The sequence below is a fragment of the Micromonospora taraxaci genome, assembly GCF_007830095.1.
GTDB classification, from domain to species: domain Bacteria; phylum Actinomycetota; class Actinomycetes; order Mycobacteriales; family Micromonosporaceae; genus Micromonospora; species Micromonospora taraxaci.
Genome location: NZ_VIWZ01000001.1, coordinates 1,049,419 through 1,065,399, shown reverse-complemented (window position 1 = coordinate 1,065,399; position 15,981 = coordinate 1,049,419). Strand labels below are relative to the sequence as shown.

General features: G+C 69.4%; 17 protein-coding genes. 2 read left to right on the top strand and 15 right to left on the bottom strand.

The annotated features are described in order from the left end of the window. Positions 1-4: 4 nt before the first annotated feature. Complete coding sequence (locus FHU34_RS05120; protein WP_167524763.1) at positions 5-577, bottom strand: peptidoglycan-binding domain-containing protein; 573 nt, start codon at positions 575-577, stop codon at positions 5-7. 169 nt (positions 578-746) lie between these two features. Here FHU34_RS05120 and FHU34_RS05115 point away from each other — a divergent pair, with 169 nt between their 5' ends. After that, positions 747-3,545, top strand: coding sequence for an AfsR/SARP family transcriptional regulator (locus tag FHU34_RS05115; protein WP_145778908.1), 2,799 nt, complete (start codon positions 747-749; stop codon positions 3,543-3,545). Positions 3,546-3,583: 38 nt separating this feature from the next. On the opposite strand, the gene FHU34_RS05110 is transcribed toward FHU34_RS05115, so the two are convergent. Together FHU34_RS05110 and FHU34_RS05105 are read right to left on the bottom strand one after the other, a co-directional pair. Then, positions 3,584-5,263: an ABC-F family ATP-binding cassette domain-containing protein gene (locus FHU34_RS05110; protein WP_145778907.1), complete on the bottom strand. Its 1,680-nt coding sequence runs from the start codon at positions 5,261-5,263 to the stop codon at positions 3,584-3,586. A 41-nt stretch (positions 5,264-5,304) separates the two neighbouring features. Next, a complete protein-coding gene (locus FHU34_RS05105; RefSeq protein WP_145778906.1) occupies positions 5,305-5,910 on the bottom strand; it encodes a class I SAM-dependent methyltransferase in 606 nt (201 codons plus the stop codon). A gap of 103 nt (positions 5,911-6,013) precedes the next feature. Here FHU34_RS05105 and FHU34_RS05100 point away from each other — a divergent pair, with 103 nt between their 5' ends. Continuing rightward, positions 6,014-7,144: a hypothetical protein gene (locus FHU34_RS05100; RefSeq protein WP_244311555.1), complete on the top strand. Its 1,131-nt coding sequence runs from the start codon at positions 6,014-6,016 to the stop codon at positions 7,142-7,144. An 8-nt stretch (positions 7,145-7,152) separates the two neighbouring features. Here FHU34_RS05100 and truA read toward each other — a convergent pair whose 3' ends face one another. From truA to secY, 12 genes are all read right to left on the bottom strand, one after another. Continuing rightward, a complete protein-coding gene (gene truA / locus FHU34_RS05095; RefSeq protein WP_145778904.1) occupies positions 7,153-7,983 on the bottom strand; it encodes a tRNA pseudouridine(38-40) synthase TruA in 831 nt (276 codons plus the stop codon). A gap of 67 nt (positions 7,984-8,050) precedes the next feature. Beyond that, positions 8,051-8,608 (bottom strand): 50S ribosomal protein L17, encoded by a 558-nt coding sequence (gene rplQ / locus FHU34_RS05090; RefSeq protein ID WP_145778903.1) that lies wholly within the window; start codon positions 8,606-8,608, stop codon positions 8,051-8,053. Positions 8,609-8,642: 34 nt separating this feature from the next. Then, complete coding sequence (locus tag FHU34_RS05085; RefSeq protein WP_007465227.1) at positions 8,643-9,665, bottom strand: DNA-directed RNA polymerase subunit alpha; 1,023 nt, start codon at positions 9,663-9,665, stop codon at positions 8,643-8,645. 98 nt (positions 9,666-9,763) lie between these two features. Then, a complete protein-coding gene (gene rpsD, locus FHU34_RS05080; protein ID WP_007465229.1) occupies positions 9,764-10,390 on the bottom strand; it encodes a 30S ribosomal protein S4 in 627 nt (208 codons plus the stop codon). 13 nt (positions 10,391-10,403) lie between these two features. Continuing rightward, entirely contained in the window at positions 10,404-10,811 is a 408-nt protein-coding gene (gene rpsK / locus FHU34_RS05075; RefSeq protein ID WP_030329919.1) for a 30S ribosomal protein S11, read from the bottom strand. Positions 10,812-10,898: 87 nt separating this feature from the next. Further along, positions 10,899-11,279 carry a 30S ribosomal protein S13 gene (gene rpsM, locus FHU34_RS05070; RefSeq protein WP_030329917.1) on the bottom strand — a complete coding sequence of 127 codons (381 nt, stop codon included), beginning with the start codon at positions 11,277-11,279 and terminating at the stop codon, positions 10,899-10,901. A gap of 213 nt (positions 11,280-11,492) precedes the next feature. Next, positions 11,493-11,606 (bottom strand): 50S ribosomal protein L36, encoded by a 114-nt coding sequence (rpmJ, locus tag FHU34_RS05065; RefSeq protein ID WP_088952025.1) that lies wholly within the window; start codon positions 11,604-11,606, stop codon positions 11,493-11,495. Between the two features lie 91 nt (positions 11,607-11,697). Next, a complete protein-coding gene (gene infA / locus FHU34_RS05060) occupies positions 11,698-11,919 on the bottom strand; it encodes a translation initiation factor IF-1 (protein ID WP_007073013.1) in 222 nt (73 codons plus the stop codon). Between the two features lie 295 nt (positions 11,920-12,214). After that, on the bottom strand, positions 12,215-12,793 hold the full coding sequence (locus tag FHU34_RS05055) for a DUF1707 SHOCT-like domain-containing protein (RefSeq protein ID WP_145785443.1): 579 nt from the start codon (positions 12,791-12,793) through the stop codon (positions 12,215-12,217). A 254-nt stretch (positions 12,794-13,047) separates the two neighbouring features. Next, positions 13,048-13,899, bottom strand: a complete 852-nt coding sequence (gene map / locus FHU34_RS05050; RefSeq protein ID WP_145778902.1) for a type I methionyl aminopeptidase — start codon at positions 13,897-13,899, stop codon at positions 13,048-13,050. An 87-nt stretch (positions 13,900-13,986) separates the two neighbouring features. After that, positions 13,987-14,640 carry an adenylate kinase gene (locus FHU34_RS05045; protein WP_088950228.1) on the bottom strand — a complete coding sequence of 218 codons (654 nt, stop codon included), beginning with the start codon at positions 14,638-14,640 and terminating at the stop codon, positions 13,987-13,989. Beyond that, complete coding sequence (secY, locus tag FHU34_RS05040; RefSeq protein ID WP_145778901.1) at positions 14,641-15,969, bottom strand: preprotein translocase subunit SecY; 1,329 nt, start codon at positions 15,967-15,969, stop codon at positions 14,641-14,643. It lies immediately after the preceding gene. Positions 15,970-15,981 lie beyond the last annotated feature (12 nt).

Here is a 15,981-nt window from a genome sequence, read left to right as displayed (position 1 = left end):
GAGATCAGCAGGAACGGCTGTTGTAGGTGGCCCAGTAGGGGCCACCGCCCTGCGGCGGGTAGAACCTGAAGTTTCCGTCGGGCGACCGCTGCAGGACGAACTCGTGCGCGCTGTACGGGCTGCGGGAACCCCTTGCCCCGTGATACACCACGTACCGCCACCCGTTCTGGTCGTCGTCCTGCACGAGCTTGTCGCCGGCCTTCGTCCAGCTGTTGCGGCCAGCTGAGCCGTCCGCGCCGAGGCTCTTGTCGCGCTGGAAGTTCCTCGTCGCGGCATCGGTCTGGTCGCCGAAGACCCCATCGATCCCGGACGAGGGCAGGTAGCCATTTGCCCAGAGGATGGTCTGCCACAGGCAGGTGACGTTCGAGCTGCGGTGCGTGCTGACGTTGACGACGCCCTCGTCATCGAAGTCGTCAGATACCCCACCGGTGCCGTGGACGTACGCCCGGCCGGTGTAGGAGCCGCTGGCCGCAGCCGGCGTGGCGACTGTGACGTTGATGCCGATGGCCAATGCCGCGCCGACTGCGGGCACCGCAGCCTTACGGAGTACGCGGCGGACGGAGTGGAACGAAGACATGCATCTCCTTGCCTGGGTGGTGTCTACTTCGGATGGGCGATGGGATGGTTGAAAGGTAAAGTGGGGCAGGTACATTCGCCGCACAACTGGCGTACAGGTCACCCGCCCGCCCCGTGATCCCGGGTGCGGCGCGCCTCCGGATTGCAACGCCCACCTGCGAGGTGCTTGGTTGCGTTTCGACATCCTTGGTCCGTTCCGGGTGTACCGCGAAGGCCGGCCGGTTCCGCTGGGCTCGGTGAAGCAGCGCCTCCTGTTGGCCACTCTGTTGCTGCGTCCCAATGAGGTCGTCGGCACCAACGAGTTGACCTCGATGCTGTGGGGCGACGAAGAGCCGGCGTCGGCCGCTGCGAACCTGCGCACCTACGTGCGCGGGTTGCGGCAGTCGCTGGGGGACGGGGGGTCCTGGGACGGGATAACAGCTGTGGCGGGCGGATACGTGCTCCGGGTGGGCCCCGACGAGCGGGACCTGGACCTCTTCGACGCCGCGGCGGCTCGGGGGCGCGACGCTCTCGTCACCTCCGACGCAGAGCGTGCCGAGGCCGAACTCTCCGCCGCGCTGGGCCTGTGGCGTGGGGCGCCACTGTCGGACCTGCCCCTGCGTTCGGCTCTCGCCAGGCGGGTGGCGCAGTTCGAGGAGCGCCGGCTGCTCGTCGAGGAGGACTACGCCGAGGCGGTGCTGGCGCTCGGCGCACCGGCCGACGTGGTGCGCCGACTGCGGGCCCTGCTCGACCTGCACCCGCTGCGGCAGCGGGCCTGGGGCCAGCTGATGGTGGGCCTGTACCGCATCGGAGACGTGGCCGGCGCCTTGGACGCCTTCCAGCAAGCTCGGCAGGCGCTGGCGGAGGAGACCGGCCTCGATCCCGCACCGGAACTCGTCAAGGTGTATGACGACATCCTGCATCACCGACCGGAATTGGCAGCGCAACCGCCATCGGGGTCGGACAGGCCGGTGCCGGGGCCGCACATCCTGCGCCCCGAACAGTTGCCACGAGCGGTACCGGAGTTCGTCGGCCGCAGCACCGAGCTGGCCAACCTCGACGCGCTACTGGACGGCGATTCACAGAGGTCGAGCACCGTGGTCATCTCCGCGGTGTCTGGCATGGCCGGCGTTGGCAAGACCGCCCTGGCGCTGCACTGGGCGCACCGGGTCGCCGGCCGCTTCCCCGACGGCCAGCTCTACGTCAACCTCCGGGGTTACGACGAGGCCGGAGTGGTGTCCCCGCTCGACGCCCTGTCCGAATTCCTCGAAGCGCTCGGCGTGCCCCACGCCCGGATACCCGCCGGCATGGAGGCCCGGACTGGTCTCTACCGCAGCCTGCTGGCCTCCCGCCGGATGCTCGTGGTGCTCGACAACGCCCGCGACTCCGCCCAGGTTCGCGCCCTGTTGCCCGGTTCCGGCGGCTGCATGGTCGTGGTCACCAGCCGTGACCGGCTCGGTGGTCTGATCGCCGCCGAGTGCGCGGTGCCGTTGACACTGGGCGTGCTCACGGCGGAGGAGTCGACGAGCCTGCTCGCCGGCCGGCTCGGGGCCGGCCGCCTTTCCTCCGAGCCGGCCGCGGTGGCCGACATCGTCGAGGCCGCTGGCCGGCTTCCGCTGGCGCTGGCGATAGTGGCGGCACGCGTCGCCACCCATCCCACGTTCCCGCTCGGCGCCATCGCCGCCGAGTTGCACTCCACCGAGACACGGCTCGACGTGTTGGCCGACGGCGACGTGCGGCGCGTCTTCTCCTGGTCGTACCTGGCCCTGGGGCAGGAAGCGGCCCGATTGTTCACTCTGCTGGGGCTGCATCCGGGCCCGGATCTGACCGCCGCCGCGGCTGCGGCACTCGCGGGCATTCCTACCGCAGCCGTCACGCCGCGACTGCGGGAGTTGACCCGGCTCAATCTGCTGGCCGAGCACACGCCTGGCCGCTACGCCTTCCACGATCTTCTACGCGCCTACGCGGCCGAGCTCGCTGAGTCGTCGGAGCGCGCCGACGAACGGGCCGCCGCCCGACAGCGCCTGTACGACCACTACCTGCACGCCGCCTATCCGGCCGCGCTACTGCTCCAGCCGCAGTGGCCCCCGATCGAGCCGGTGCCGCCGCTGCCCGTACCCGCCAGGCATTCGGTGACCGATCACGGCGGCGCGCTCGCCTGGTTCACAGCTGAGCACCGGGTGCTGATTCGGGTCGTTCGGCAGGCCGCCCAGAACGGGTTCGAAGCGTACGCCTGGCAGGTCGCCTGGGCGTTGAACACCTTCGTTGCACCGCGTGGCCTGTGGCAGGACCAGCTCGACATCCAGCAGGTCGCGCTGACCGCCGCAGAGAAGATCGACGACCTCGCCGGTCAGGCTGCCGCCAACCGGCTGCTCTCCCGTGCACTGACCCGACTCGGCGACCGCGATGCCGCCGAGCACCGGTTGAAGCGCGCACTCGAGCTGCACGAACGCCTCGGCGATCCGACTGGTCAGGCGCAAACGCTGCACAACTACTGCGAACTCTGCTATCTGGACGGCCGTTTCGACGAGGCCCTCGCACACGGTCGCGAGGCGCTACGGCTCTACCGGCTGGCCGGTAACCGCTCGGGTGAAGCTCGGACACTCAACGCGATCGGTTGGCTGCTGGCCACCACCGGCGACTACGCCCAGGCCATCGAGAGCTGCACCGAAGCACTCCACCAGCAACGACAGAGCGACGACCGCAACGGCCAGGCCGCGACGCTCGACAGCCTTGGCTTCGCCTACGACAACCTCGGTGAACGCGACCGCGCGGCCGACTGCTACGAGCAGGCGATCCAACTTTTTCGCGACTCCGCCGACCGCTACCACGAGGCAGAGACCCTCATCCGACTCGGGGACACCCGGGAAGGGATGGGCGACCTGACCGCTGCCGCCTTCGCCTGGCGCCAGGCCGTGCGGATCTACGAGGACGTGGGCGACCCCGCCGCCGCGCAGGCCCGCCGCCGCCTCGAACGCCTGGTTCCGTAGTAGTCGGTGCCAGAGCCTGAGTCGCCCGGCGGCGGGGATCAGCCGACGTCCCAGACCGGTTCCGGGGTCTCCACCACCTCGTTGTCGCCCCGGAACAGCACGAACCGGTCGAAGGAGCGGGTGAACCATCGGTCGTGGGTCACCGCGATCACCGTCCCCTCGAAGGCGTTCAGGCCCGCTTCGAGGGCTTCCGCGCTGGCCAGGTCGAGGTTGTCGGTGGGTTCGTCGAGCAGCAGCAGGGTCGCCCCGGACAGCTCCAGCAGCAGCACCAGGAAACGGGCCTGCTGCCCGCCGGAGAGCGTCCCGAAGCGCTGGTCGCCCTGCGCGGCCAACTCGTACCGACTCAGCACCCCCATTGCGGCGTGCCGGTCCATCCCGGTGCGGTGCTCGTCGCCCCGCCAGAGGATCTCGACAAGGGTCTTCGACATCAGCTCCGGGCGGTCGTGGGTCTGCGAGAAGTGCCCGGGGCGGACCCGGGCACCGAGCCGGGCCACACCGTCGTGCACCACCGGGGCAAGCGCTCCCGCGCCGTCGACCGGCCCGTTCGCCGGGTCGGGGTCAGTGCCGCCCCGGGCCAGCAACCGCAGGAAGTGCGACTTGCCGCTGCCGTTGGCACCGAGCACCGCCACCCGGTCGCCGTACCAGATCTCCAGGTCGAAGGGGAATGTCAGGCCGTCGAGCTCAAGCTGCTCGCAGACGACAGCACGTTTGCCGGTCCGCCCGCCGGACAGCCGCATCCGGATGTCCTGGTCCTTCGGGGGTACGGGCGGCGGCCCGGCCTCCTCGAACTTGCGCAACCGGGTCTGCGCGGCCTGGTAGCGCGAGGCCAACCCGTCGTTGTACGCGGCCTTCTGCTTGTACATCAGCATCAGCTCGCGCAGCTTCTGGTGTTCCTCGTCCCAGCGCCGCCGCAGCTCGTCGAGGCGGGCGTGCCGGGCGACGCGGGCGTCGTGCCAGCTGGCGAAGCCGCCCGGGTGCACCCAGGCGCTGCCACCTTCGACGGCGACCACCCGGTCGGCACTCTGGGCCAGCAGCTCACGGTCGTGCGAGACGTAGAGCACGGACTTGGTCGACTCGCGCAGTCGTGCCTCCAGCCAACGCTTGCCGGGCACGTCGAGGAAGTTGTCCGGCTCGTCCAGCAGCAGCACCTCGTCCGGGCCGCGCAGCAGCAACTCCAGGGCGAAGCGCTTCTGCTGACCCCCGGACAGGGTGCGCACCGGCCGGTCCCGAACCGCGTCCCACTGTTGGCCCAGCACGATCGTCGCGACGGTGTCGAAGAGCACCTCGGCGTCGTACCCGCCGGCCTCGCCCCAGGCGCCGAGCGCATCCGCGTACGCCAACTGGGCCTTGCCCGCGGTGTTGCTGAACTTGCCGCGGGCCTCGGCCGCCCGCATGGCGGTCTCGGTCTCGCCCAGCCGGCGGCCGGCGTCGCGCAGTGCGGGCGGGGCCAGCGACAACGCCAGGTCGGCGAGCGTCGACTCGTCGCCGATCATGCCGATGAACTGACGCATCACGCCCAGCCCACCGGCGCGTGCGACGACGCCGGTACGCACCGGCAGGTCGCCGGCGACCATCCTCAGCAGCGTCGTCTTCCCCGCGCCGTTCGGCCCGACGAGGGCGATCTTGGCGCCCTCCCCGACCCGGAACGACACGTCGGCGAAGAGTTCCCGACCGTCCGGCAGAATGTGCCCGACTCCTGCCACGTCCACGTATCCCACGCGGGGATCCTGCCCCAGTGAGGGCCGGAGGGGACATCCAATTACCGGGTGACTCGTAGCACCCGGAAGCCTTTCTGGCTGGCGTGCCGCTCCACCTGCCAGTTTTGCTCGGTGAGCCAGCGTTGCAACGAGTCACCGCCGAGGTGCCGGGCGACGACCAGCCAGCCGACGCCGTCCGGCGCGAGCCGCGGCAGCCAACGCAGCAGCAGCTCGTGCAGCCCGTCCTTTCCGATTCGGATGGGAGGGTTGGACCAGATCTCGGCGAACTGGATGTCCACCGGCACGTCGTCCGGCGCGCTGACCCGGACCCGGTCACCGGCACCGACGCGGACGGCGTTGGCGGCGGTCAGTTCACGGGCGCGGGCGTTGACGTCGACCGCCCAGATGGTGCTGTTCGGCGCGAAGTCGGCCAGTACGCAGCTGATCGGTCCGAATCCGCAGCCCAGGTCGAGCAGGTCACCGCTGGTGTCGGCGGCGGGCAGCTCGGCCTTGCGCAGGAGCACGGCGGTCCCCGGGTCGAGCCGGGTCGCGGAGAAGACCCCGCCGGCAGAGGCGAGCCGGTAGTCGCGGTCGACGACGGAGAACTCGACCTCGCGCGCCGGGGCGTCGCTGGCGGGTTGAGCAGTGAAGTAGTGGTCGCCGGTCACGTCGGCAATTCTCGCACCGGCCTGGGCGGGCCATGACGCGGCCTGCGCGCACAATTCTCCGAAATTATCACCAAAAGGGACAATGGCTCCTACTCTGGGCCACATGGTGTATCGGTACGAGTCCGATGAGGACGCTTTCGAGGAGTACCCGGAGCCCGGGTCCGATCTGTCGGTGCTCGGCGCCGGTCCGCCCCCGCCGGCCGGGCCATCTCCGTCACGCTTCCCCACGCCGTCGCTGCCTCGGCCGAATCAGCTCTCGCTGCCGTCATCCCCGCAGCGGTCGTCCTCGCTGCCGTCATCCCCGCAGCTGCCGTCGTCGCCACAGCTGCCGTCGTCGCCACCGCCGGCGGCCCGTGCCGAGATCCCGCCCGCCGAGCCAGTGGGCCAGGTCTACACCTCGGCGACGCCGATGGAGCCGCCAGCCCGGCGCGGCGGCGGCCGACTGTGGCAGGTACTGATCGGCGGGGCAGCCGTCCTCGTACTGCTCGCCCTCTGCGGCCTGGGTGCCGCCGCGCTGCTCACCGAACGCGAACCGCAACCGCAGTCGACCCCGACGCTCCAACCGAACGCCGCACCGCCGTCCGCTCCGGCGGAGCGGCTGACCCTGGACTCCCGGGACACCGACCAGGCCCCGCTCACCGCCAAGGAACTCTTCCCCGGCAAGGAGGTGAAGCTCGGCGACGGCCAGTCGAACTACCAGGTCGTCAAGACCCAGTCCAGCGGCAGTTGCGCCGTCGCCGCCACCGGCGAGGTCGCCGACCTGCTGGTCCGACTCGGCTGCAACCAGGTCGTCCGGGCGACCCTGCGCACTCCCGACGGCAACCACCTGGTCACCGCAGGCCTGTTCAACCTCACCGACAAGGTCAGCGCCGAACGGGCCCGGGACCGGGTTCGACAGCTGCTCGACGAGAGGCAGGGACGGTTCCGCGGGCTCACCGGCACCGAGGGCGACGGCACCGGCGTGCTGACCAGCGCCCCGGCACGGGTCGGCTGGCAAGTACGCGGGCACTACCTGGCGTACGCCCTGGTGGTCCGCGAGGACGGTACGGCGATCAAGGCGGGTGACGCCAAGGTCGGCGAGATCCTGTTCGACATGATCGAGCTGCACCTCAGCCGTGGAGTGCTGCAACAACGCGCCGACGGTGGCACCGCCGCACAGCCGACGGCAGCACCGACGGAGACCAACGGCACTCAGGGCGGCAGCACCGGGGACGACGACCTGCCGGGTGACTGACCCGCAGGTCAGCCCTCGATGGGGACCCGCAGCCGGCGGGTGAGGTCGGCGCGGCGGGCGTAGTCCGCCGGATCGGCCGGGTAGCCGACCGCGACCAGCGTCAAGCCACGCGCCGGTGCCACTGTCACCTCGCTGGAGCGAACCTGCTGGGTGAGCAGGCTGCCCGGCCACTCGACCGGGCGCCGGCCGTCGCCCGCCACCAGCATCGCCCCCACCAGGCTGCGCACCATCGCCTGGCAGAACGCGTCGGCCTGGACGGTGGCGACCAGGATGCCGTCGGGGTCGCGCCGCCAGTCCAGCCGGGTGACCTCGCGCAGGGTGGTCGCGTTCTCCTTGCGCCGGCAGTACGCGGCGAAGTCGTGTTCCCCGACCAGGCCGCCGGCAGCAGCGTTCAGCGCGGCCAGGTCCAGCGGCTTCGGCCAGGCCAACACCTCGTGCCGGCGCAGCGGCTCCGCGCCGAAGGGCGCGTCGGTGACCCGGTACTCGTAGCGCCGGAAGGTCGCCGAGAACCGGGCGTCGAAGTCCGCCGGCACCTCGGTCATCGCGCGTACGCGCACGTCGGTGGGGAGCAGCCGGGCCAGGCGTCGCAGCAGCCGCCCCTCGTGCTCCCGCCACACGTCGGCGGGCAGGTCCAGGTGGCACACCTGCCCGGTGGCGTGAACGCCCGCGTCGGTGCGTCCGGCCACCGTCAGCCCGGTGGCAGTACCGGCGCCGAGGACCAGGTCCAGGGTCTCGACAAGCACGCCCGCGACGGTGCGCCGGGTCGGCTGGGCGGCCCACCCGGAGAAGTCAGTGCCGTTGTACGAGACGTCCAGCCGCAGCCGGATCAGCTCGTCCACCTCGTACCTCCTGTAACGGGTCGGGCCCGACACCCCGATGGGGTGCCGGGCCCGACAATGCCCTTGATCAGGCCTTGTTCTCGGTGGCCTCGTCGCTGTCCTCGCGGGCGGCGTCGGTGTCACCGGACGCCGACACCGGCGCCTCGGAGTCCTGGTCGGTCTCGGCCGACTTCGGGGCCTCCTCGGCCGGGGCGAGCGCCTCGACCTTGTCCTGCTGCGCGGCCTTGCGGGCGGCGGTCTTCTTGTTCACCTTCGGCTCGGCGACCTGAAGCTCTTCCACCAGCTCGATGATCGCCATCGGAGCGTTGTCACCCTTGCGCGGACCGGTCTTCACGATCCGGGTGTAACCGCCGGGGCGGTTGGAGTACCGGGGCGCGATCTGGTCGAACAGGGCGTAGACGACGTCCTTGTCCTTGACGACACCCAGCACCCGCCGACGCGAGGCGAGGTCACCGCGCTTGGCCTTGGTGATGAGCTGCTCGGCCAGCGGACGCAGCCGCCGAGCCTTCGTCTCGGTGGTCTGGATCTTGCCGTGCTGGAACAGCGCAGTGGCCAGGTTGGCCAGCATCAGCCGCTCGTGCGAGGGGCTGCCGCCGAGGCGGGGGCCCTTGGTGGGCGTGGGCATTTTTGGTGCTCCTCAGTTGTGGCGGCAGCGCGGACTAGAGCTGCTCGGTCTCGCGGTAGTCGTCGGTGTCGTAGTCGGCCTCGCCGAAGGTGTCCACGACGTGCGCCGGGTCGAAGTTCGGAGCCGAGTCCTTCAGCCCGAGACCCATCCCGGCGAGCTTCATCTTGACCTCGTCGATCGACTTCTGACCGAAGTTGCGAATGTCGAGGAGGTCGGCCTCGGTACGCCCGATGAGCTCACCAACGGAGTTGATGCCCTCGCGCTTGAGGCAGTTGTAGGAGCGGACGGTGAGGTCCAGCTCCTCGATCGGCAGAGCGAGGTCCGCCGCCAGCTGGGCGTCCTGCGGGGACGGCCCGATGTCGATGCCCTCGGCGGTCTCGTCCAGCTCCCGGGCCAGCCCGAAGAGCTCCACCAGCGTCGAACCGGCGGAGGCCAGCGCGGTACGCGGGCCCATCGACGGCTTGGTCTCGACGTCGATGATCAGCCGGTCGAAGTCGGTGCGCTGCTCCACACGGGTCGCCTCGACGCGGTAGGTCACCTTCAGCACCGGCGAGTAGATCGAGTCGACCGGGATCCGGCCGATCTCCGCACCGGACTGCTTGTTCTGCGCGGCCGTGACGTAACCCCGGCCCCGCTCGACGGTCAGCTCCATGTCGAGCCGGCCCTTGCCGTTGAGGGTGGCGAGCTTGAGATCCGGGTTGTGCACCGAGACGCCGGCCGGCGGCTGGATGTCGCCCGCGGTCACGTCGCCCGGGCCCTGCTTGCGCAGGTACATGCTGACCGGCTCGTCGTGCTCGGAGCTGACGCACAGCTCCTTGATGTTCATGACGAGCTCGACCACGTCCTCCTTGACACCGGGGATCGTGGTGAACTCGTGCAGCACGCCGTCGATCTTGATCGAGGTGACGGCCGCGCCCGGGATCGACGACAGCAGCGTACGCCGCAGCGAGTTACCCAGGGTGTAGCCGAAGCCCGGCTCCAGCGGCTCGATGGCGAACCGCGACCGGGTCTCGTTGATCGACTCCTCGGACAGGGAGGGTCGCTGGCTGATGAGCATCTTTTCTCTTCTCTTCCGGGACGCCCGCTATTTGACGTCCACGACACAAACTGTTCCGGTGGCCCGCCCTTCCGGACGGGCCACCGCAACGAGCCCGACTACTTGGAGTAGAGCTCGACGATCAGCTGCTCCTGGACCTGCGTGTCAATGACCTGCCGGGCCGGGAGGGAGTGCACGAGCACCTTCATCTGGCTCGGGATGGCCTCAAGCCACGCCGGGACCGTCTTCGAGCCGGCCTGGGCCTGCGCGACGACGAACGGGGTGAGCTCCTTGCTCTTGCCCCGAACCTCGATGATGTCGTGCTCCTTGACGCGGTACGACGGGATGTCGACCTTCTTGCCGTTCACCGTGAAGTGACCGTGCTTGACCAGCTGGCGGGCCATGTCCCGCGAGTGGGCGTAGCCGGCCCGGTAAACGACGTTGTCGAGCCGCGACTCGAGGATCTGCAGGAGGACCTCACCGGTCTTGGCCTGCTTGCCAACGGCTTCCTCGTAGTAACCGCGGAACTGCTTCTCCAGCACGCCGTAGACGCGGCGGGCCTTCTGCTTCTCGCGGAGCTGGAGCAGGTACTCCGTCTCCTTGGTGCGGCCGCGGCCGTGCTGCCCGGGCGGGAACGGCCGGGACTCGAACGGGCACTTCGGACCATCGCACTTGCTGCCCTTGAGGAACAGCTTCATCTTCTCCCGCCGGCAACGGCGGCAGTCTGCACCGGTGTAACGAGCCATCTCTCTCTACCTCTCAGACCCGGCGACGCTTCGGCGGACGGCACCCGTTGTGCGGCTGCGGGGTGACGTCGGCGATCTGCCCGACCTCGAGGCCCACTGCCTGCAGCGAACGGATGGCGGTTTCCCGGCCGGAGCCGGGGCCCTTGACGAACACGTCGACCTTGCGCATGCCGTGCTCCATGGCGCGACGCGCGGCAGCCTCGGCGGCCAGCTGCGCGGCGAACGGAGTCGACTTGCGGGAGCCCTTGAAGCCCACCTGGCCAGCGGAGGCCCAGGAGATGACCGCACCGGTCGGGTCCGTGATGGACACGATGGTGTTGTTGAACGTGCTCTTGATGTGCGCCTGCCCGTGGGCGACGTTCTTGCGTTCCTTGCGCCGGACCTTCTTTACAGCGGCTCCGGCACGAGCCTTCGGTGGCATAAGTCTGTGCGCTCCTAGTTGACTTTCCGGACTGGGTTGCGGCCTGGCCCGCCTCGGCGGCGACCGACCCCGTCATCCGGTTAAGAACTACTTCTTGCCGGGCTTCTTCTTGCCGGCGACGGTCCGCTTCGGGCCCTTGCGGGTCCGGGCGTTGGTCTTGGTCCGCTGGCCACGCACGGGCAGGCCCCGGCGGTGCCGGATGCCGGCGTAGCAGCCGATCTCAACCTTGCGGCGGATGTCAGCGGCGACCTCGCGGCGCAGGTCGCCTTCAACCTTGTAGTTGCCCTCGATGTGGTCGCGGAGCTGCACGAGCTCCTCGTCCGTGAGGTCCCGAGCGCGCTTGTCCGGCGAAATGCCGGTGGCGGCGAGCGTCTCCAGGGCGCGGGTGCGACCGACCCCGAAGATGTAGGTGAGCGCGATCTCCAACCGCTTTTCGCGGGGGAGATCCACGCCGACTAGACGTGCCATGTGCGGGCGTACTCCTCGTTATGTGTGGCGGAGGTGTGGACCCGTCCCACCCCGCTACCGGCCGTCCCGTCTTTCCGACGCGATAAGCGCCGGCGACCGGGATCGGTCGCTGCCCAAGCGGGCCCCGGCCTCCGACCGGGGGTCAGCCACGAAGGAGTACGTCTCGCGTACCGCTCGCGGCTGGGACGAGCATGTGTGATGTGTGGGGCTGACTCAGCCCTGGCGCTGCTTGTGGCGCGGGTCACTGCAGATGACCATGACCCGGCCGTGCCGGCGGATAACCCGGCACTTCTGGCAGATCCTCTTGACGCTCGGCTTGACCTTCACGGTTGCCTTACTTCCCATCTGGCCCGGGGACGCGCGCTGCGCGACGCCGGACGTCGAAGACGGACACGGGACTTCCCGGCCGCCGTCAGGACTACTTGTAGCGGTAGACGATGCGCCCGCGGGTCAGGTCGTACGGCGAGAGTTCGACGACGACCCGGTCTTCCGGCAGGATGCGGATGTAGTGCTGCCGCATCTTCCCGCTGATGTGAGCCAACACCTTGTGGCCGTTCGCGAGCTCCACCCGGAACATGGCGTTCGGCAGGGGCTCGATGACCCGACCCTCGATCTCAATGGCTCCGTCTTTTTTCGGCATGTCCTCCGCTGTCCTGACGTCGATTGCTCCGGGCGGCCCACAACGCCTTACACGGAAATCTGATCTTGATCAGAAGACCGCGCCAGCCGCGGCTCCAGCTCCCACCGAAGCGCAGGGTGGGCATGCGGGAGTGGACGCTGTGCGCCGATCTGAAAGTGTACGCCCGCCAGCAGTCGCCCGCCAAACCGGCCACCCACCCCGACCCGCAGACTCTCGTCGATCATGAAGTTGACGTCACGACACGCCGTGGCCGGTGGCAACAACTTCATGATCGACCGGTTGCCCCCTGGGGGCTTTAGGCGGTGGGCGGTTCGTCGTCCCGTTCGCCGGCGCGCAACTCGCGCTTACGCTCCCGCTTCGACCGCTTACGCTGCCGACGGCGCTCCCGCTCGATCGACTGGCGCTGGGGCTCTCCCCCGGTCAGCCCCGTGATCGTGCGGACCAGCAGCACCGCGCCCCACGGCCCGGCCACCCAGACCGGCCAGAAGTAGAGCAGGTCCCGGCTGAGCAGCGAGGTCACCGCCCAGATCGTCACCACGATGGCTACCACGTTGAGGTACGGCAGCCACACCTCGGCCAGCCAGCGGGCGGTGACGCCACGGGTGGCGACCGGGCCGGGCTGGCCGTCCAGAGAGCCCACCGCCGGTGCCGTGGCCGAAGCCGGCGCCAGAGCGGACCGCTGCGGGGGCGTCACCGGCGGCAGATCGGTCAGCAGCGCTTCGAGATCGGCGTACGTGCGCGCTGCATAGGCCCGCTGCAACCGCTCGTCGTACTCGTGGAGGTCCAACCGGCCCTCGTCGAGGGCGACCCGCAACCGTTCGGCCACCGCTTCACGGTCCGCGTCCGCCGCTCGCATCCCGTCGCGCCCGTCCATGCCGGCAAGCATGCCACCGCCCCGCCAGTCCGGCCCGCCCGCGTCCCGGTCCCGCGCGCCCATGATCCACTCCAGATCGCCGACGTGGCGGTGTCCGAGCGACCTGCCACCGCCGGATCGGCGATACCGAGTCGATCATCAGGGTGGAGCGGTGTCGGGTGCGCTGGCCGGTCACCACACGGTCCGGGCGGTCACGTGGCCCGCCGGTCGGGGGTGACCGCCCGGCGAGGGGTGCCCCGACGGGATTCGGCCGGTCAGGAGGTCGTGGAGACCGCGGGCTGGCGGGCGGTGACCAGATCACCCAGTCGTGCCCGGCCCCCGTCGAAGGCGGTGAGCACCCACACCCCGTCCGGCAGCAGAGCCATCGAGTGCTCGACGTGCGCCGCCACCGAGCCGTCCCGGGTGACCACCGTCCACCCGTCGGACAACTCGACGGTACGCGGGGACGCCATCGTGATCATCGGCTCGATCGCCAACGCCATGCCGGCGACCAGGCGTGGACCCTTGCCCGGCCGACCGTGGTTGAGCACGTGCGGGTCCTGGTGCATCTCCGTACCGATGCCGTGCCCGCCGTAGCCGTCGACGATGCCGTATCGGCCACCCTTGCGGACGGCGGTCTCCACCGCGTGCGAAATGTCAGTGAGCCGGCCCTTGCCGCTCGCCGCACCACGGGCGGCGGCGGCGATACCGGCCCACATGGCGTCCTCGGCGACCTCGGCCATCTTCAGCAGCGCCGGGTCGACGTCGCCGACCCCGACGGTGATCGCGGAGTCGCCGTGCCACCCGTCCAGCACCGCGCCGCAGTCGATGGAGATGAGGTCTCCCTCGGAGAGCACCTGCTTCGGCGAGGGGATGGCGTGCACGATCTGCTCGTTGACCGAGGAGCAGATGGACGCCGGAAAGCCGTGGTAGCCCTTGAACGACGGGACGCCACCCGCCTCGCGGATCGTCGACTCGGCGATGGCGTCCAGATCGGCGGTGCTCACGCCGGGGGCGACAGCCTCCCGCATCCGGCGAAGCGCCTCGGCCACCACCAGCCCGGCGGCCCGCATCTTCTCGATCTGGTCAGGGGTCTTCAGCTGGATGTCCAGCTGGGGACGACGCATGGAGCGATTACCTTTCGTTGCCGAACAGCGGGGCACGTCTCGCGTACCCCGCTGTTCGCACTCTATCCGCCGTGACTCGGCCGGACCTCAGCCGCCGTACGACCGCAGGGCGTCGATGGCCCGGGTGGTGACGTCCTCCACCGGGCCGGTGGCGTCGATCCCGACCAGCTTGCCCTGGGCGCCGTAGTAGTCGACCAGGGGCGCGGTCTTCTCGCTGTATTCCCGGAGCCGAGTCGCGATCGTCTCCGGCTTGTCGTCGTCGCGCTGGAACAGCTCGGCGCCGCACCGGTCACAGATGCCCGGTCGGGTGGTGGCGTCGAACTCGACGTGCCAGATCTTGCCGCAACCCCGGCAGGTACGCCGGCCGGACAGCCGCCGGATCACCTCGTCGTCGTCGACCACCAACTCCAGGACCAGATCGAGCGCCGTCCCCAGGTCGGCGAGGAGCTTGTCCAGAGCGGCAGCCTGCGGAGTGGTCCGCGGGAAACCGTCGAGCAGGAACCCCTCGCTGGCGTCGGGCTCGGCCAGCCGGTCCCGGACCATGTTGATGGTGACCTCGTCCGGAACCAGCTCGCCCGCGTCCATGTACCGCTTCGCCTCGACACCGAGCGGAGTGCCCTGGGTGACGTTCGACCGGAAGATGTCCCCGGTCGAGATCTTCGGCACCGAGAGGTGCGCGGCGATGAACTCGGCCTGAGTGCCCTTGCCCGCGCCCGGCGGGCCAACCAGAACGAGTCTCATCTACCGCAGGAACCCTTCGTAGTTCCGCTGCATGAGTTGGCTCTCGATCTGCTTCACGGTCTCCAGACCGACGCCGACCATGATGAGCACAGCGGTGCCGCCGAACGGGAAGTTCTGGTACTGCTGGTTGTCCAGCCAGATGAAGAAGAAGTTCGGCAGGATCGAGATGACGCCCAGGTAGAGCGCGCCCGGCAGGGTGATCCGGCTGAGGATGAAGTCCAGGTAGTCGGCCGTCGGCTTGCCCGGGCGGATGCCCGGCACGAACCCGCCGTACTTCTTCATGTTGTCCGCGACCTCGGTCGGGTTGAACGTGATCGAGACGTAGAAGTACGTGAAGAAGATGATCAGCAGGAAGTAGACCGCGATGTAGATCGGGCTGCTCGGGTTGACCAGGTTGTTCTGGATCCACGCCTGGGTCTTGCCCGGGTCGTTCTGGTCGAAGAACTGCAGGGCCAGCTGCGGCAGGTAGAGCAGCGACGAGCCGAAGATGACCGGGATGACACCCGCCTGGTTGACCTTGAGCGGGATGTAGGTCGAGGTGCCGCCGTACATCCGCCGGCCGATCATCCGCTTGGCGTACTGCACGGGGATCCGGCGCTGCGCCTGCTCGATGAAGGTGACCGCGGTGATGACCACCAGGACCAGCGCGATGACCAGGGCGAACATGTCCCAGCCCTTGCTGGTCTTGATCTGCCAACCCTCGCTGGGCAGGCGGGCCGCGATCGAGGTGAAGATCAGGACGGACATACCGTTGCCGACGCCGCGGTCGGTGATCAGCTCACCGAGCCACATGACCATGCCCGTGCCGGCGGTCATCGTCATCACCAGGATGGTCAGGGTCAGCCAGTCCGGGATGCCGGTGCCGGTGGGGATGATCGGGAACTGGTCGCACTTGTTCTGGAACAGCTGCCCGGAGCGGGCCAGGGCCACGAACGCCGAGGCCTGCAGCACACCGAGGCCGAGGGTCAGGTAGCGCGTGTACTGCGTGATCTTCGCCTGACCGGCCTGGCCCTCCTTGCGGAGCTGCTCCAGACGCGGGATCACGACGGTCAGCAGCTGCAGGATGATCGACGCGGTGATGTAGGGCATGATGCCCAGCGCGAAGACCGAGAGCTGCAGCAGCGCTCCGCCGGAGAAGAGGTTGAGCAGGTTCACCACCCCGGTGGTGTCACCCTGAATGGTGTCGAGGCACTTCTGCACGTTGCCGTACGAGACGCCCGGGCTGGGGAGCGTCGCACCCAGCCGGTAGACCGCGATGATGCCTACTGTGAACAGCAGCTTCTTGCGCAGGTCAGGCGTACGGAACGCACTGAGAAAGGCGGACAGCAACTTCTTCCTCCT